Annotated in this window: 14 protein-coding genes; 5 read left to right on the forward strand and 9 right to left on the reverse strand. The window is 73.4% G+C overall.

Annotated features, from left to right (window positions below):
- Nucleotides 1-33 precede the first annotated feature (33 nt).
- The 6 genes from ACFZBD_RS18630 to ACFZBD_RS18655 form a co-directional block, all read right to left on the reverse strand.
- Nucleotides 34-1,683 (reverse strand): DEAD/DEAH box helicase, encoded by a 1,650-nt coding sequence (locus ACFZBD_RS18630; protein ID WP_391140669.1) that lies wholly within the window; start codon nt 1,681-1,683, stop codon nt 34-36.
- A 92-nt stretch (nt 1,684-1,775) separates the two neighbouring features.
- Nucleotides 1,776-1,979, reverse strand: coding sequence for a cold-shock protein (locus ACFZBD_RS18635; protein ID WP_005318814.1), 204 nt, complete (start codon nt 1,977-1,979; stop codon nt 1,776-1,778).
- A 189-nt stretch (nt 1,980-2,168) separates the two neighbouring features.
- Complete coding sequence (locus tag ACFZBD_RS18640; protein WP_391140670.1) at nt 2,169-3,326, reverse strand: acetyl-CoA C-acetyltransferase; 1,158 nt, start codon at nt 3,324-3,326, stop codon at nt 2,169-2,171.
- Between the two features lie 18 nt (nt 3,327-3,344).
- A complete protein-coding gene (locus ACFZBD_RS18645; protein WP_391141195.1) occupies nt 3,345-3,932 on the reverse strand; it encodes a TetR family transcriptional regulator in 588 nt (195 codons plus the stop codon).
- A 90-nt stretch (nt 3,933-4,022) separates the two neighbouring features.
- Nucleotides 4,023-4,811 (reverse strand): SDR family oxidoreductase, encoded by a 789-nt coding sequence (locus ACFZBD_RS18650; RefSeq protein WP_391140671.1) that lies wholly within the window; start codon nt 4,809-4,811, stop codon nt 4,023-4,025.
- Nucleotides 4,808-5,944: an acyl-CoA dehydrogenase family protein gene (locus ACFZBD_RS18655; protein ID WP_391141198.1), complete on the reverse strand. Its 1,137-nt coding sequence runs from the start codon at nt 5,942-5,944 to the stop codon at nt 4,808-4,810. The genes ACFZBD_RS18650 and ACFZBD_RS18655 overlap by 4 nt, the downstream gene beginning before the upstream one ends.
- A gap of 58 nt (nt 5,945-6,002) precedes the next feature.
- Here ACFZBD_RS18655 and ACFZBD_RS18660 point away from each other — a divergent pair, with 58 nt between their 5' ends.
- Together ACFZBD_RS18660 and ACFZBD_RS18665 are read left to right on the forward strand one after the other, a co-directional pair.
- On the forward strand, nt 6,003-7,142 hold the full coding sequence (locus ACFZBD_RS18660; RefSeq protein ID WP_391140672.1) for an acyl-CoA dehydrogenase family protein: 1,140 nt from the start codon (nt 6,003-6,005) through the stop codon (nt 7,140-7,142).
- Nucleotides 7,142-8,287, forward strand: coding sequence for an acyl-CoA dehydrogenase family protein (locus tag ACFZBD_RS18665; protein WP_391140673.1), 1,146 nt, complete (start codon nt 7,142-7,144; stop codon nt 8,285-8,287). The genes ACFZBD_RS18660 and ACFZBD_RS18665 overlap by 1 nt, the downstream gene beginning before the upstream one ends.
- 135 nt (nt 8,288-8,422) lie before the next feature.
- On the opposite strand, the gene ACFZBD_RS18670 is transcribed toward ACFZBD_RS18665, so the two are convergent.
- The 3 genes from ACFZBD_RS18670 to ACFZBD_RS18680 form a co-directional block, all read right to left on the reverse strand.
- Nucleotides 8,423-8,953: a pyridoxamine 5'-phosphate oxidase family protein gene (locus ACFZBD_RS18670; protein WP_391140674.1), complete on the reverse strand. Its 531-nt coding sequence runs from the start codon at nt 8,951-8,953 to the stop codon at nt 8,423-8,425.
- Nucleotides 8,954-9,023: 70 nt separating this feature from the next.
- Nucleotides 9,024-9,398 (reverse strand): VOC family protein, encoded by a 375-nt coding sequence (locus tag ACFZBD_RS18675; protein WP_391140675.1) that lies wholly within the window; start codon nt 9,396-9,398, stop codon nt 9,024-9,026.
- A 93-nt stretch (nt 9,399-9,491) separates the two neighbouring features.
- A complete protein-coding gene (locus ACFZBD_RS18680; protein WP_391140676.1) occupies nt 9,492-10,211 on the reverse strand; it encodes a VWA domain-containing protein in 720 nt (239 codons plus the stop codon).
- Between the two features lie 183 nt (nt 10,212-10,394).
- Here ACFZBD_RS18680 and ACFZBD_RS18685 point away from each other — a divergent pair, with 183 nt between their 5' ends.
- From ACFZBD_RS18685 to ACFZBD_RS18695, 3 genes are read left to right on the forward strand one after another with little or no spacing between them, the layout of a single operon-like run.
- Nucleotides 10,395-15,632, forward strand: a complete 5,238-nt coding sequence (locus ACFZBD_RS18685; protein WP_391140677.1) for a caspase family protein — start codon at nt 10,395-10,397, stop codon at nt 15,630-15,632.
- Nucleotides 15,629-15,964 (forward strand): hypothetical protein, encoded by a 336-nt coding sequence (locus ACFZBD_RS18690; protein ID WP_391140678.1) that lies wholly within the window; start codon nt 15,629-15,631, stop codon nt 15,962-15,964. Before ACFZBD_RS18685 ends, ACFZBD_RS18690 begins: the two co-directional genes overlap by 4 nt.
- On the forward strand, nt 15,961-16,413 hold the full coding sequence (locus ACFZBD_RS18695; RefSeq protein WP_391140679.1) for a hypothetical protein: 453 nt from the start codon (nt 15,961-15,963) through the stop codon (nt 16,411-16,413). The genes ACFZBD_RS18690 and ACFZBD_RS18695 overlap by 4 nt, the downstream gene beginning before the upstream one ends.
- The last annotated feature ends 143 nt before the right edge of the window (nt 16,414-16,556 follow it).

Here is a 16,556-nt window from a genome sequence, read left to right on the forward strand (position 1 = left end):
TGAGGCGGCGGCGCTCCGGGCCCGGGGAGACATCTACTGCGCGGCGCCCCGGCGGCCGCCGCCGGCCGTGCGGGTGCGGGAGGCCGGAGCGCCCGCGCCGGTGCGGCCCGCCGAGGCCGTACGCGTACGGCCGCCGGTGCCGCCACCGCCGCCGCCACCGCGGCGGGAGCGCTGGCCGCCGGCGCGGGGAGCGCCGGAGCGGGAGGCGCCGCCGCGGGCAGCGGCCGGCGGGGTGGGCTGCGGGACCTCGATGACGACCGGTATGCCGGAGGGCTCGCGGGCGCCGGTGAGGCGGGTCAGCTCCTCGTCGCTGGACTTGATCTGCGCGGTGCGCGGGCTGATGCCGGCGTTGGACATCAGCCGGCTCATGTCGCGCTTCTGCTCGGGCAGGACCAGGGTGACGACGCTGCCGGACTCGCCGGCCCGGGCGGTGCGGCCGCCGCGGTGCAGGTAGTCCTTGTGGTCGATCGGCGGGTCGACGTTGACGACCAGGTCGAGGTCGTCGACGTGGATGCCGCGGGCCGCCACGTTGGTCGCGACCAACACGGTGACCAGGCCGTTCTTGAACTGGTCCAGGGTGCGGTTGCGCTGCGGCTGGGAGCGCCCGCCGTGCAGGCCCGAGGCGCGCACGCCGCTGGCGAGGAGCCGCTTGACCAGCCGGTCCACGGCCCGCTTGGTGTCCAGGAAGAGGATCGTGCGGCCGTCGCGGGCCGCGATCCTGGTGGTGACGGCCTTCTTGTCGGTCTCGTCGGCGACGTAGAGCAGGTGGTGCTCCATCGTCGTCACCGCGCCCGCGGACGGGTCGACGGAGTGCACGACGGGGTCGGTGAGGAACATCTTGACCAGGCGGTCGATGTTCTGGTCGAGGGTGGCCGAGAACAGCATCCGCTGACCGTCCGGCTCGACCTGCTTGAGCAGGGCGACGACCTGCGGCATGAAGCCCATGTCGGCCATCTGGTCGGCCTCGTCGAGGACGGTGATGGAGACCTGGTCGAGCCGGCAGTCGCCGCGCTCGATGAGGTCCTTGAGCCGGCCGGGGGTGGCGACGAGGACCTCGGCACCACGGCGCAGGGAGTTGGCCTGCTTGGTGATGGAGAGTCCGCCGACGACCGTCGCGAGGCGGAGCTGCACGGAGGTGGCGTACGGCGCGAGGGCGTCGGTCACCTGCTGGGCGAGCTCACGGGTGGGCACCAGGACCATGGCGAGCGGGGCCTTGGGCTCGGCGCGGCGGCCCGCGGTGCGGGCGAGCAGGGCGAGGCCGAAGGCGAGGGTCTTGCCGGAGCCGGTGCGGCCGCGGCCGAGGATGTCCCGGCCGGCGAGCGAGTTCGGCAGGGTGGCGCCCTGGATCGGGAAGGGCTCGGTCACGCCCTGTGCGGCGAGCGTCTTGACGAGCGCCGGGGGCATGTCGAGGGCGTCGAAGGACTCGACGGAGGGCAGGGCGGGCGTCAGCGTCTCCGGCAGGGTGAACTCGCGCGGAGGCGGGGGCGTGGCCGGGCCACGGCCGCGCGAGGCGCCGCCCTTGCCCTTGGGGGCGCCGGAGCCGCGGCGCGGGCCGGAGCCGCCGGAGCCGGCGGAGGTGTTACGGCCGCCGGAACCGCGCGCGGGGCGGCCCGAGGCATTTCCGGACGGGGTTCCGGAGGTGGAGTCCGCGGCCCGGCGGGGCCGCTTTTCGGAGCGAGTCATACGGAAATGCCTTCCTGGGCCTGAGCACAGCACGAGCCGGGACCCGCACCTGCGCGGTGCGGGCCCCGGCTGCGAGAAACGCGTTACGGCAATCAGGCGGGGAGGATGTTCTCCGCCTGCGGGCCCTTCTGGCCCTGCGTGACGTCGAAGGTGACCTTCTGGCCTTCCTGCAGCTCACGGAAGCCGGAGGTCGCGATGTTGGAGTAGTGGGCGAAGACGTCGGCGCCGCCGCCGTCCTGCTCGATGAAGCCGAAGCCCTTTTCCGAGTTGAACCACTTCACGGTTCCAGTAGCCATGTGAATCTCCTGAATAGGTAGGGTCCCCATCCCGGAGAGTCCGGAAAACAAAATTGCGCCTGAAGGAACATTCCCGTCAGGCGCACATAAAGTTCATGGGTACCAAAACTAGCAACGGGAAGACACTAGCACGCCGTCCCGCCCGGACGGGCGGGACAGCGACGAGCGTCACATCCGCGGACCTGCGCGTCAGAGCCGTTCGATGATCGTCACGTTCGCCTGGCCGCCGCCTTCGCACATGGTCTGGAGGCCGAACCGGCCCCCGGTGCGCTCCAGTTCGTGGAGGAGGGTGGTCATCAGCTTCACTCCGGTGGCCCCCAGCGGATGGCCGAGGGCGATCGCGCCGCCGTTGACGTTCACCCGGTCGGGGTCGGCGCCGGTCTCCTTCAGCCAGGCCAGGACGACCGGGGCGAAGGCCTCGTTGATCTCGACGAGGTCGATGGCGTCGATCGTCATGCCGGTCTTCTTCAGGGCGTGGGCGGTGGCCGGGATGGGGGCGGACAGCATCCGGATGGGGTCCTCGCCGCGCACCGAGAGGTGGTGGACGCGGGCGCGGGGGGTCAGCCCGTGTTCGCGGACGGCGCGCTCGCTCGCCAGCAGCATGGCCGCGGCGCCGTCGGAGACCTGGGAGGAGCAGGCGGCGGTGATGGTGCCGCCCTCGACGACCGGCGCGAGGGCGGCCATCTTCTCCGGGCCGGTGTCGCGGCGCGGGCCCTCGTCGACGGTCACGTCGCCGTAGGGCACGGTCTCCCGCGCGAAGCGTCCCTCGTCGATGGCGCGCAGCGCCCGCCGGTGCGAGCGCAGGGCGAATTCCTCCTGGTCACGCCGGGTGATGCCCCACTTGGCGGCGATCAGTTCGGCGCCGTGGAACTGGTTGACGGGCGCGTCGGCGTAGCGGGCGCGCCAGCCCTCGGAGCCGGCGTAGGGGCCGTCGGTGAGGCCGAGCGGTTCGGCGGCCTGCCGGGAGGCGAAGGCGATGGGGATCATGGACATGTTCTGGGTGCCGCCGGCGACGACCAGGTCCTGGGTGCCGGAGAGGACGCCCTGGGCGGCGAAGTGGACGGCCTGCTGGGAGGAGCCGCACTGGCGGTCGACGGTGACGCCGGGGACCTCCTCGGGGAGGCCGGCCGCCAGCCAGGCCGTACGGGCGATGTCGCCGGCCTGGGGGCCGACGGTGTCCAGGCAGCCGAAGACCACGTCGTCGACGGCGGCCGGGTCGACCCCGGAGCGCGCGACGAGGGCCTTGAGGACGTGGGCGCCGAGGTCCGCCGGATGGACGGCGGCGAGTCCGCCCCTGCGGCGGCCCACCGGGGTGCGGACCGCTTCGACGATGTAGGCCTCGGGCATGGCTGCTCCTTCGCGGGGTCAGGTGCGTACGGCGATACCGTCCAGGACCATCGACAGGTACTGGCGGGCGATCTCCTCGGGGCTGTGCAGGCCCCCGGGGCGGTACCAGGACGCGGCGACCCAGACGGTGTCGCGCACGAACCGGTAGGTGAGCCGGATGTCGAGGTCGGCGCGGAAGGCCCGGGTCTCCACACCGCGTTCCAGGGTGCCGAGCCACGCCTTCTCGAACTTCTGCTGCGACGCGGAGAGGTAGTGGAAGCGGGGCAGGTCGGTGAGGTGCCGGGACTCCTTCTGGTAGATGGCGACGGCGGCGCGGTGCCGGTCGATCTCGCGGAAGGACTCGGTGACGAGGGCCTCGATGGTCTCCCGGGGGCCGAGGCCGGCGGCGAGGACGGTGTCGTACCCCTCCCACAGCTCGGTCAGGAAGGTGGAGAGGATCTCGTCGAGCATCGATTCCTTGGAATCGAAGTGGTAGTAGAGGCTGCCGGCGAGCATGCCGGCGGCGTCGGCGATCTTGCGGACGGTGGTGGCGTTGTAGCCCTGGGCGGCGAAGACCTCGGCGGCGGTGTCGAGGAGTTCGCGGCGGCGCTCGGGCGAGGGGGTCACCGGGGTCTTCCGCCGGCCGGGCGGCTTGGCGTCGGTCGCGCTGTTCGGCTTGCTGCTTGGCTGGTTCGTCGGCACGTCCCCATTCTCGTCCTACGGGTGCTGGCTGCTGACCGAGACGGTCTCGCCGGTCATGTAGGAGGAGTAGCCGCTGGCGAGGAAGACGATGACGTTGGCGACCTCCCACGGTTCGGCGTGGCGGCCGAAGGCCTCGCGGGCGGTCAGCTCGTCGAGGAGTTCCGCCGAGGTGACCTTGACCAGGTGCGGGTGCATCGCGAGCGAGGGCGCGACGGCGTTGACGCGGACGCCGTAGGCGGCCGCCTCCACCGCGGCGCAGCGGGTCAGCGCCATGACGCCGGCCTTGGCGGCGGCGTAGTGGGCCTGGCCCGCCTGGGCGCGCCAGCCGACGACGGAGGCGTTGTGGACGATCACGCCGGGGGTGCCGGTGTCCCTGAAGCGGCGCAGGGCGGCCCGGGTGCAGCGGAAGGTGCCGTTCAGGGTGACGTCGAGGACGCGGGTCCACTGCTCGTCGGTCATGTCGACGAGCTCCGCGGTGCCGCCGAGGCCGGCGTTGCCGACGACGACGTCGAGGGCGCCGTGGAGCCGGACGGCGGTGTCGAAGAGCCGCTGGACCTGGCTCTCGTCGGTGACGTCGCAGGGAACCGTGTCGACGTGGTCGGCGCCGAACTCGGCGGCGAGGGCGGCGCCGGTCTCCTTCAGGCGGCGGGTGTGGGCGTCGCTGAGGAGGACCGTGGCCCCCTCCTCCAGGAACCTGCGGGCGGTGGCGCCGCCGATGCCGGCTCCGGCGGCGGCGGTGATGACGGCGGTACGGCCGGTGAGCAGGCCGTGGCCCGGGAGGTAGGCGGGGGGCGGCGGGGTCATGGGCGCGGCTCCTTGGGGAGGCCGAGCACCCGCTCGGCGATGATGTTCCGCTGGATCTCGCTCGATCCGGCGTAGACGGTGTCGGCGCGGGAGAAGAGGAACAGCCGCTGCCAGGCGTCGAGTTCGTAGGGCGCGCCGGGCAGGACGGTGGCGTCGGCGCCGCGCAGGTCCATGGCCAGTTCGCCGAGGTCGCGGTGCCAGTGCGACCAGTAGAGCTTGGCCATGGAGGGTTCGGTCCCGCGCAGGGCGTTGGCGCGCATGGCCTGGAGTCCGGTCCAGGCGCGGGCGACGCGGTCGCGGACGAGGGGGTCGGCGAGGGCTCCGGTGCGCCGGGCGAGCGCGACGACGGCCTCGAGTTCGCGCCGGAAGCCGACCTGCTGGCCGAGGGTGGAGACGCCGCGCTCGAAGCCGAGGGTGGCCATGGCGATCCGCCAGCCGTCGCCGGGGGCGCCGACGACGTGGTCGGCGGCGGTGCGGGCCCCGTCGAAGAAGACCTCGTTGAACTCGCCGGTGCCGGTGAGCTGGGTGATGGGCCGTATCTCGACGCCGGGCTGGTCCAGGGGGACGAGGAGGTAGGAGAGCCCGGCGTGGCGGCGTGAGCCGGGCTCGGTGCGGGCGAGGACGAAACACCACTGGGCCTCGTGGGCGAGGGAGGTCCAGATCTTCTGGCCGTGCACCGCCCAGCCGTCGCCGTCGCGGACGGCGCGGGTGCGGACGGCCGCGAGGTCGGAGCCGGCGTCCGGTTCGCTGTACCCCTGGCACCAGAGCTCCTCGACGGCCCGGATGGGCGGGAGGAAGCGGTCCTTCTGCTCTGGGGTGCCGTAGGCGAGGAGCGTGGGGCCGAGGAGCTGTTCGCCGATGTGGTTGACGCGGGCGGGGGCGTCGGCGAGGGCGTACTCCTCGTGGAAGGCGATCTGCTCCTCGATGCCCGCGCCGCGCCCGCCGTGCTCCTTCGGCCAGCCGACGCAGGTCCAGCCGTGGGCGGCCAGGTGCCGTTCCCAGGCGAGCCGTTCGGCGAAGGCCTCGTGCTCCCTGCCCGGCCCGCCGAGCCCCCGCAGGCCGGCGAACGCGCCACCGAGGTGGGTCTCCAGCCAGTCCCGTGCCTCGGCGCGGAACTCCTCGACGCTGTGCATGGCACCGCTCATGGCCGTACGTTAACCTACCAAACACTTGTTAGGGAAGGATGGCCGGATGGATCTGACGCCCACCGCCCAGGAGGAGGACTTCCGCGCCGAGGCGCGCTCCTGGCTGCGCGCCCACGTCCCCGACGAGCCGCTGCCGTCCCTGGAGACGGAGGAGGGTTTCGCGGCCCACCGCGCCTGGGAGGCGGAGCTGGCCGCCGACCGCTGGTCGGTGGTGTCCTGGCCCGAGCGGTACGGCGGGCGGGGCGCGGACATCTTCCGATGGCTGGCCTTCGAGGAGGAGTACTACGCGGCCGGGGCGCCCGGACGGGTCTCGCAGAACGGCATCAGCCTGCTCGCCCCCACCCTCTTCGACCACGCCACCGAGGAGCAGCGGGCCCGTGTCCTGCCGGCGATGGCGACCGGCGAGACGGTCTGGGCGCAGGCCTGGTCCGAACCGGAGGCGGGCTCCGACCTCGCCTCGCTGACCTCGCGCGCGGTCCGCACGCGGGACGGCTGGCTGCTGTCGGGGCAGAAGGCGTGGTCCTCGCGGGCGGCTTTCGCCGACCGGGCCTTCGGCCTCTTCCGCAGCGATCCGGCGGCCGGCCGGCCGCACCGGGGGCTGACGTACCTGATGTTCGACCTGCGGGCGCCGGGCGTGACGGTCCGGCCCGTCGGGCGGCTCGACGGGAAGCCGGCCTTCGCCGAACTCTTCCTCGACGAGGTCTTCGTGCCCGACGAGGACGTGATCGGGGAGCCCGGCCAGGGGTGGCGGATCGCGATGTCCACGACCGGCGACGAACGCGGGCTCACGCTCCGCTCCCCCGGCCGCTTCCTGGCCGCCGCGGACCGTCTCGTACGGCTCTGGCGGGCCACCGGCGAGGACCCGGCGGCGCGGGACCGGGTGGCGGACGCGGTGATCGGGGCACGGGCGTACCAGCTGTTCACGGCGGCCGGGGCCGCGCGGTTCGCGGCGGGCGGGACGACCGGGGCGGAGTCCAGCCTCAACAAGGTCTTCTGGTCGGAGTACGACCTGGCGCTGCACGAGACGGCGCTCGACCTGCTCGGGGCGGAGGGCGAGCGGGCGGACGGCGAGTGGAGCGAGGGATACGTCTTCTCCCTGGCCGGCCCGATCTACGCCGGGACGAACGAGATCCAGCGGGACATCATCGCCGAGCGGCTGCTCGGCCTGCCGAAGGGCCGCCGCTGATGGGGTTCCTGCCGACCGCGGAGCAGCGCGCCTTCACGCGCTCGCTGGACGCGATGCTGACGGCCGCGGACACTCCGGCGGCGATACGGGCGTGGGGCGCGGGCGATCCGGCGCCGGGGCGTGCGGTGTGGGCCCGGATCGCGGAGGCGGGCGTCTTCGCGCTGCCGGTCCCGGAGGCGTACGAGGGGGTGGGACCGCTCCCCGTCGAACTGGCCCTGGCCTTCGTGGAGCTGGGCCACCACGCGGTCCCCGGCCCCCTGGTGGAGACGGTCGCGACGGCGGCCCTCCTGGCCGAACTGGCCCGCCGGGGCGAGCCGGCCCCGGCGAAGCGCCTGCTCCCGGGACTGACGGCGGGCGAGACGCCGACGACCTGGGCGGCCCCGGGGCCGAGCGGGGGCGCGGCGGGCGGGGATGACGGGGACGGGGCGGCGAGGGGCAGGGGCGGGCGTGAGAGAGGCAGGGGTGGGGCGGATCGGCACGGGGAGGGGGCGGAGAGGGGCGGGGGCGGGGCGGATCGGCACGGGAACGGGCCGGGCGGGCTGGTGCCTCACACGCCCTACGCGCTCGACGCCGATACCGCCGCGCTGACCTGCGTCGTCGTCGGGGACGAGCTGCGGATCGCGCCCGGGCACGGGCCGGTGCGCGCGTCCGCCGATCCGGCGCGGCGGCTCGCGCTCCCCGCCCCGGGCGGGGAGCTGCTGGCCGCCGGCCCGCCGGTGGTCGCCGCGGCCGGGTACGCCGCGCGGTGGGCGATGCTCGCGACGGCCGCCCAGTCCCTGGGGCTGGGGCTCGCGCTGCTCGACCGGACGGTGGCGTACGCGAAGCAGCGCACCCAGTTCGGCACGGCGATCGGGTCCTTCCAGGCGGTCAAGCACCGGCTGGCGGACACCCTGATCGGCCTGGAGTTCGCCCGGCCTCTGGTCCACGGAGCGGCGGTCACCTTCAAGGCCGCCGATCTGGCGGCGGCGAAGGTCGCCGCGGGCGAGGCGGCGTACGCCGCCGCACGGACCGCCCTGCAGCTCCACGGCGCCGTCGGCTACACCGAGGAGCCGGACCTCTCCCTCTGGCTCCGCAAGGCCCGCCCCCTCCGGGACGCCTGGGGCACCCCGTCCTGGTGCCGGGCCCTAGTGCTCGACGCCACCTGACGGCCGGATGGCCGGATGGCCGGATGGCCCGCGCGACCGGGCGACCGGATGGCCGGATGGCCGGATGGCCCGGCGACCGGGCGACCGGATGGCCGGATGGCCGGATGGCCCGGCGACCGGGTGCCCGGGTGGCGGTCAGGGGTCCTGGCGCGGTGCGCTGTCGTCGTTGCCGCGCCGGATCGTCCGTACCGTCCGGCCCGGTGACCAGGTCCGCACCACCAGCTCGTCGTCCTCGACGGTCGTCCGCACCACCTCGGCCGGCTCCATCAGGAAGAGGTGGAACGGCAGCGGGGCCCCCACCTCCCGGGCGAACCGCTCGACGGTCTCCGGGTCGGTGACCTCGACCGCCCGCCCGGAGATCCGGACGTCGCCGCCGTCCATGTCGGCGGCGGCGCCCGGGTTTGCCAGGAGCGAGCAGCGCGGGTCCCGCCGCAGGTCCAGTGCCTTGCGCGAGTTCGGCATCATCGCCAGCCAGAGCTCGCCGAGACGGAAGTTCACCTCCAGGCCGGTGAGCCGGGGCGAGCCGTCCTTCCGCACGGTCGCCAGGACGTGATGGGTGTACCGGCCGAATCGCTCCCGTACGGTCGCGGCGAGTTCGGGCTCGGCGGCGGCGAAGGCCGACCAGGTCGGCGCGGCGGACGGCTCACTGTTCCCCAGGTTTCGCATGGGCCAAGGAAACACCGGATACCCGACAGCCGCTGTCCGGTTTTCCGTGAGAGCCCCGAGCGGGCACGGCCTACTTCTCGCGCTCGGCGGCGGAGCGTTCGACGCAGAACTCGTTGCCCTCCGGGTCGGCGAGCGTCACCCAGCCCTTCCCGTCGGGGCGCCGGTGGTCTTCGACCAGCGTGGCGCCCAGCGCGATCAGCCGTTCGACCTCTTCGTCGCGGGTGCGGTCCTGCGGCTGGAGGTCGAAGTGGACCCGGTTCTTCACCGTCTTCCCTTCGGGCACCGTCACGAAGAGGACGCCGGCGCCCGGCGTCTCCACCAGCGCCTCCTCGTCGCCCGGCCGGTCCTCGTCGGACACCCGGGAGTCGAGCACCGCGGCCCAGAACGTGGCCAGGGCGTAGGCGTCGGAACTGTCGATCGTCACATGTCGCACCAGGGAGCTCATGGGGACACTCTCCTGCGCGTCCACGCGCGCGTGCGAGTGGTTTTCGGCGGGGGCGGGCGTCACGGCCGGGCGGCGGCGCGCCCGCGCTCCGCGTCAGGCGCGCACGATGGCCTGTGCCCTGGCGGCCGACAGCCACGCGGGGAAATCGGCCACGAGCCGGTCGTACAGCTCCGCGTCCGGGACCCGGCGCGGGTCCTTCCCCGCGTGGAAGAACCCGGCGTTGTCGACGGGCCGCTTCTCCGGCACCGGCAACTCGTCCAGTCTGCGCAGGAACTCGAACTGCCGGCTGCCCGGGTCGCCGAAGCCGATGAACTGCCAGAAGATCGGCAGCTTCGCCGCCTTGCACAGATAGCGCTCGGCGGCGAGCTTGTTGATCGGCCCGCCGTCGGTCTGGAAGACGACGAGGGCGGGGGCGGTGGCGCCGCTGTCGAGGTAGTGGTCGATCACCGCGTCCATGGCCAGGTGGTAGCTCGTCTTGCCCATGTGGCCGAGGCCGGCGACGATCCGGTCGACCCGGCCCTGGTGGTCGGCGAGCGCGATGTCGGTCTCGGCGTCGATGTCGGTGGAGAAGAAGACCACCGGCACCCGCCCGTCGTCGTCCAGGTGCGCCGAGAGCCCCAGCACCCGGTCGGCCAGGGCCTGGACGCTGCCGTCCCGGTAGTAGGGCTTCATCGAGCCGGAGTAGTCCAGCACCAGATAGACGGCGACGCGCTGCCCGCTCATCCCGTGCTTGCGCAGGGACACCCCGGCGGTCTTGTACAGACTCACCAGCGCGGGTGCGGACTCCTCGACCTTGCTCAGGCTCAGCGCCACGGACGCTCCCCTCCCTCGTCCCGCACGCGGTACGGATCCCCCCGTCCGGCACGGGCACGGCGTACGGCATACGGAACGCCGAGCGTACGTGATGGCGGACGCCCTCTTGCGACGGACCGCCACCGGGAGTAACAGGATCTGGAATCATGGGCCTTGGGGTGGCGGTGTGACGAGGGGGAGCGTGTGATCGCGACGACGGGCGGTGCCGTGGACGCGGCCGGCGGACGGGCGGCCGGCCGGCGGCGGGCCCTGCTGATCGGCGTCCGTGAGACCCCGTACCTGAGCAGGGATCCGCTGCTCTCGGAGCGTTACCGGCCCCTGGACTGCGTCGACCGGGACGTCCAGCTGGTGGGCGCGGCGCTGGCCGGCTCCGGCTACTCCGTGGACGCCCTGCACCCCGCCCACCCCCTGGACGAGCGGAGCGATCCCACGCGGAACTCGATCGTGCAGGCCATGGACGAGTTCCTGCGGTCCTGCGCGCCGGGCGACACCGCCTTCGTCTACCTCTCCTGCCACGGCGTCTCCGTCAACGGCCGGGACTATCTGCTGCCCGCCGACGCCAAGCCGCGCGCGGACGGCTCCCTGCTCACCAGGACGCTGATCGAGACGACCCCCGACGACCTGCTGGACGAGGTGCCCGCGGGAGTACGGGTGGTGGTCTGCCTGGACACCTGCCGGACCGACGTCCCGGGGCCGGCCCCGCAGCGGGAGCGCACGGTCCTGGTCGGCGAGGGCTTCGACGACGTGATCTGGCTGCGCAGCAGCGGACGCGGCCAGCCGGCCTACGCCGATCCGGAGAAGGGGAGTTACTTCGGCCTCGCGCTCTCCGAGGCGCTCTCGCCGAACCACCCGCCCCAGACCTTCGGTGAGGTCGTCGCCTTCGTCCGGGCCCGGGTGGACCGGCTCACCGCCCACCTCACCGAACCGCCGCCGACCGTCGAGGTCCAGGTCCCCAAGGGGCGTGAGGACGAGGCCGCGGCGTCCTGGCTGTGCCGGGGCTCCCAGGAGACCCTCCGCTGGACCGAGGTCGTCTCCGGCTCCGTCCTCTGGAACCACACCGCCGGCGACAGCGCCGCGCACGAGCGGGTGAAGGACCGGCTGGGCGAGCTGGCGAGCGAGGTTTCCCGGAGCCGTATCGGCACGGACTCGCCGCTCGCCACGCCCTGGAACGACCCCGAATACCCGATACGGGTCGTCCGCGTGCTCGGGCGGCTCGTCGAGCAGGCCGCCCTGACCGGGTCCGAGCGGCTCTCCCCCGCCGAGACGGCGGCGCTGCTCGCCGCGCCGCTGATGCACGAGGGCGTCGTCGCCGTCGCCCTCAGCGAGCTGGCGGCGCTCCGCCCGGACCGGCTCGACCGCCGCGAGGGCGACCGCGGCCGGAAGGCGACCACTCCGCACGACCAGTGGGTGTGCGACGCGGCCCGGGACGTCTGCCGGGCGCACTCGCAGGTCGGCCTGGCGGCCGAGACGCTGAGGCAGCGCAGGCTCTCCGAGGCCGCCACCGCCGCCGACCACTGGCTGCGGCACCGTTTCATCGCCGACTGGGACCGGCTCTGGGACCGGACGGGGGACTACGGCGCCGTCGACCACCTCCTCGACATGGTCGTCGCGGCGGTCGCCGCGGGGGCCGACGGCGCCCCGCACGTCCCCACCGACCAGACCCGGCAGCGCGTCGACCGGCAGATCCGCCATGTGCTGCCCCACATGACGGTCGCCCCCGGCAGCAGCCCCCGCATCAACGACACCTCGGACCCGCGCTGGACCGACGACCGTGCGGTACGGGGCAACACCTGGCGCGGCCGGGACCTGGCGTACCTCCTGTGGCTGTCCGCGCTGCTCGCCGCGGACCCGCGCCGCATGTCCAGCGTCCTGGTCGACCACCTCGGCGCCCACCGCGCCCTCGTCCCCGCCGACGTCGTCGACGCGATGGCCGACTTCGACCTGGACACCGTCGGCAGGGACGGGTCTCCGGAGCCCGGCGAGGAGTACGCCCTCGCCGTCGACCTGCCCTGCCCGCACCCGGCGCTGCACGCCGCCATGGAGGAGCTGGCCGGCACCGCCGACGCCTCCGTCCGCGCCCTCCACCAGAGCTGGAAGGACGACCGCAGAGCGGCGCCCGACCTGCTGCGCGGTGTCCCGCACCAGGTGACCACCGAGTTCCTCAGGCCGCTCGACGACCGCTACACCCAGCCGCTGGAGCGCTTCCGGCTCGCCGAGGACGAGATCCGCCCGCTGCTGATGGGCACACAGCTGTACGGCGACAAGATGCTGGCCGTCCGCGAGCTGTACCAGAACGCCCTCGACGCCTGCCGCCACCGGCAGCTCCGGGTCGCGTACGGCCGACGCCGGGACCGGTGCCCGCCCACGGAACGGGCGCCGGAGATCACCTTCGTCCAGGGGTACGACGCGGAGGACCGGCCGTACATCGAGTGCCTGGACACGGGCACCGGCATGAGCCGCAAGAAGCTGACCTCGATGTTCGCCCGGGCGGGCAAGCGCTACGAACAGGACCCCGACTTCGTCCAGGAGCGCCGCAACTGGCGCCGCGCCGGCATCGACCCGACGCCCTTCAACAGCCGTTTCGGCATCGGCGTGTTCAGCTACTTCATGCTGGCCGAGGAGGTCGTGGTCACCACGAGCACCGTCGACCTCCACGGCCTCCCGTCCCGCACCGAGGCCCCGCTCCAGGCCACCATCCAGTCCGGCTCGGGCCTCCTCCAGATCACCCCGACCACGGCCGCCCCGGAGCGCGGCGGCACGCTCGTCCGCCTCTATCTGAGCCAGGACGACGAGGCCCCGCCGTCACTGGTGGAGACCCTGCGGTCGCTGCTGTGGGTGAGCGACCACAAGGTGACGGCGGTCGAGCTGGACCGGGAGGGGAACGAGATCGACTCCGAGATCTGGCACCCCGGGAAGCTCCGGGCCACGGAGGACTGGCCGGCCGACCCGGTGAAGGCGGGGACGGACGGCTGGATCGTCCAGGGGCGGGGGCAGTTGCTGCTGGACGGGGTGGTGGTGGCGCACGCGCCGCGGGTCGACGGCTACGTCTTCAACCTGCGGGAGCGCCACCACCCGGTGCCGAGTGTGGACCGGAACTCGCTGCTGTCGTACGACGAGGAGCGGGTGGACGAGGAGCTGTTCGCGACGTTGGCGGAAGCGGTCGGCGGTGTCGGCGAGGTCTCGCTGCGATGGCTGTGGGATCTGGCCGAGAGGGAACCCCGGCTCGCCGTCGGTCTGGTCGATGCGCTTCCGGCGGATGCGGTGGGTGTGCTCCACGCGCAGCGCAACGAGTACAGCCTCGCGTCCACTCGTCTGCCGCTCCGCGAGACCGGCGTGCTCCCCCTGGACGGACCGGTCCTCCGCCGCACCTCCACCTTCAACCCGACACCCGGCCACGGAACCTTCGAAAGCGCGCTGCTGCGACGCTGGCGCCGATCCGTCCTCGGTCTGGTGGCCCGGACGGAGAAGCCGCCCGCCGCCGACGGCTACCCCGCCCCCGAGGGACTGGATGCGCTGCTCTTCCTGAAAGGTCTTCCCGACGGTACGTGGGTCGCTCCGCTGAGAGCCGCGGCGCTCGCCGGCATACCTCTGGCGGAGACGGTCAGAGCCCTGCGCCGCTACGCCATCGCCGGTGTCGACGTTCCAGCGGTGGAGGACGTCCGACGCCTCCGTGATCTGCCTCTGCCCACCATGCTCACGGTCGATCTCTGTCTCGCCTACCAAAAGGCGGAGGACGCTAGGACGAGCAAAAGCGGGCGTCCCGCCGCGCACGCCCCCTTGCTCGCCGTCGCCGCTCGTCACGGCATCCCCCCGTCGCAGGCCTTGGCCGATATCCAGCGTCTGGCCCATTTGGGGGTTCCTGTGCCCGATTTCGCCGGTCTGCGCTCCGCCGGCCTCGACATGAAAGTCACCACCACGGAAGCCACGCTCCTCGCCGCCGCCCTCTCCCCGCTGTACGGGGGCGAACTCGGGCTCTCCGGCGATGACTGGATCTGGCGGGACGGTGAAGTGCACCCCGTCGATCTGATGATGTTGGTGCCCGTGCCTCAGCAGCGACGCAAGCTATACGAGCAACTGAAGACGCTGGCCCCTCTGGGGTTCACCTGGAGTCCCGGTACGGCGGAGGAAACCCTTGACCACCGCACACTGACCGGTGACGAGCAACGGCTGCTGTCCATGGACACGGCCAGTGGCCGTCCTTGGCTCGCCTCGGGCCGCTTGCATATGGTCCAGTTGCTGGAGCGGAGCGCCGGGGGCGACCTGCCCCTGGGAAAGGTGGCGGAGACCATCGACCGCCTCGCCCCGGCCACGGGTGTGTCCGCTCCCGCCGTCCCTCCGCAGTGCGCGTCCTGGACCGCGCCGTCCTGGGTGCACACCGTGATCCGCACGGGGCCGCGCGGAAACACGGAAACAGAAGTCGGATACGGCCCCTGGCGATTGATCCGGGCGGCATATCAGCAGGACCAGCGCCCCACCCCCGACGAGCTGTGGAACGACCTCACCATGCTGGCGGCCTGCGGCGTGCTGTCCCCGAGTGGTGTCGGGCATCTGGACGCGGCCGTCGCCCAGTTCGCCGCCCTCACCCCGACCCTCGTCGACCTGCTGGAACTGGCCTATCCGTTGTGGTTCCTCGACATGAGCCGCTGGGACCTCGACCACGGCAGCCCCGACTTCGCCCTGCTGGTGGAGCTCGCCGCCCAGCGCAGGACCACCCTGGGGGAGATCGTCGCCGGACTGCTCCGATCGGTGGTCCTCCTCCCGCTGGAGCTGCCCGAACTGCCCGAGCAGGCCCACTCACTGGCCCCCTCGGTCTGGGAGGTCACTCGGCTGACCAACCAGAGCCCGTCCGAGCCCCCCGGGTGGCGGACGCGGCTGTCCGCCCCGGACCTCCTGGCGTACGCCGAAACCCTCCGCGCCCCCCTCGGCGACGCCATCCGCCGCGTCTCCGCCTTCCGCTGCGTCGGCGGCCCCGCTCTCCCCGGCCCCTTCACCGGCCCCGACGCCGAAGTCCTCGAAGGCTTCGTCCCCGACTTCTTCGACCTGGCCGCGTTCGACCCCGGGCTCCTCGGGCCCGGTCTGCTCGGGCCGCTGGAGCTCGTGCTCGTGGCCGGGCGGTTCGGGTGGTCGCTGGGGCGGGTGTACGACCGGTACGCGCCGTTCCGGTGTCTGGGGCTCGACGTCCGGACGCCCGCGCCCGACGAGGCCGAGCGGGAGATCACGCCGGACTGGCAGGACGTCGTCCTCCTCACCCGCCAGTTGACCGGCCGGGCGCCCGCGCTCGAGGGGCCCGTCGACCCGGATCACCTCGCGCTCTGCGCCGAGGAGACGGATTCGTCGGAGGACGAGGTCCTCTCCCGGCTCCGCCGCTACGCCCGCCTGTTCGCCCTTGAGCTGCCCACGCCCGGAGGCCCGCGCCCATGAGCTCCACCGTCCCGTACCGCGACCGCGATCTGCCGCCCACCGCCGCCTCGACCCACTTCCTGTGGGAGTACCGCCCCGACGGCGAGGGACGGTACGAGGCGACCGGCGAGTGCCCCGCCTGCGGGTGTCCGATGACCAAGGTCTGGCCGTACGGGCAGTACGTCGCGTCCAAGGGGCCGTTCAGCCGCCGGAACCGGCCCGATGACGACGACGGCCCGTGGTACACGCAGTGCGTGTGCACGTCCTGGCACGTGAACCGGCCGGCCGCGGTGGAGTCGGGCTGCGGCGCCGGGTTCTGGATCGCCTTCCCGCCGCAGGGGCTCCCCCGGTGAGCGAGTTCACGGCGAAGGAGCTCCGCGACGCGGAGGCGCGGGCCGGGGCGATGGCGACCCCGCCGGAGCAGTTGCGGGCGGCGCTGCAGCAGGCGGAGGGGTACCGGAACTTCCTCGCGACGCTCACCGGACTGCTCACGGTGATCTTCGTGCTCAAGGGGCAGGAGAACCTGAGCAAGCTGTCGCCCGGGCCGAAGTGGTCGGTGATCGGGCTGCTCGCCGGGGCGTTCCTGCTGCTGATCGTGGCCTCGTGGATGATGGTCTCCGCCGTCCACGAGCGTCCGGGCGCGACCCGGCCGCTCGGCGCGGTCCAGATCCTCCGCTACGAACGGGACCGCGCCCGCTCGGTCCGGCGGATGACGGACTGGGCCCGCTGGATGGGCCTGCTGGGCGTCCTGGCGGTGGCGGCGGCCTCACTGACCACCTGGATCGCCCCCAGCAGCACCTGACCGGATACCACCCGGCCGGAGGGGCTTTCCACAACACCGCCCCGCACGCGCCGCGGCGCGCCCCGGCCCGGCCCGAAACGCTTCCGCACGCGCCGCGGCGCCCGCCCAGTCGTCCGGGCCTCTCCACGACGCCGTCCTCGCCC

Origin of the sequence: Streptomyces sp. NPDC008121 (assembly GCF_042957155.1) — a bacterium.
Taxonomy (GTDB): Bacteria; Actinomycetota; Actinomycetes; order Streptomycetales; family Streptomycetaceae; genus Streptomyces.

What these genes read in the sequence shown, in the direction of transcription:
- ACFZBD_RS18630 (WP_391140669.1), bottom strand. Translation starts at nt 1,683, where the DNA reads ATGACTCGCTCCGAAAAGCGGCCCCGCCGGGCCGCGGACTCCACCTCC.
- ACFZBD_RS18635 (WP_005318814.1), bottom strand. Translation starts at nt 1,979, where the DNA reads ATGGCTACTGGAACCGTGAAGTGGTTCAACTCGGAAAAGGGCTTCGGC.
- ACFZBD_RS18640 (WP_391140670.1), bottom strand. Translation starts at nt 3,326, where the DNA reads ATGCCCGAGGCCTACATCGTCGAAGCGGTCCGCACCCCGGTGGGCCGC.
- ACFZBD_RS18650 (WP_391140671.1), bottom strand. Translation starts at nt 4,811, where the DNA reads ATGACCCCGCCGCCCCCCGCCTACCTCCCGGGCCACGGCCTGCTCACC.
- ACFZBD_RS18655 (WP_391141198.1), bottom strand. Translation starts at nt 5,944, where the DNA reads ATGCACAGCGTCGAGGAGTTCCGCGCCGAGGCACGGGACTGGCTGGAG.
- ACFZBD_RS18660 (WP_391140672.1), top strand. Translation starts at nt 6,003, where the DNA reads ATGGATCTGACGCCCACCGCCCAGGAGGAGGACTTCCGCGCCGAGGCG.
- ACFZBD_RS18665 (WP_391140673.1), top strand. Translation starts at nt 7,142, where the DNA reads ATGGGGTTCCTGCCGACCGCGGAGCAGCGCGCCTTCACGCGCTCGCTG.
- ACFZBD_RS18670 (WP_391140674.1), bottom strand. Translation starts at nt 8,953, where the DNA reads ATGCGAAACCTGGGGAACAGTGAGCCGTCCGCCGCGCCGACCTGGTCG.
- ACFZBD_RS18675 (WP_391140675.1), bottom strand. Translation starts at nt 9,398, where the DNA reads ATGAGCTCCCTGGTGCGACATGTGACGATCGACAGTTCCGACGCCTAC.
- ACFZBD_RS18690 (WP_391140678.1), top strand. Translation starts at nt 15,629, where the DNA reads ATGAGCTCCACCGTCCCGTACCGCGACCGCGATCTGCCGCCCACCGCC.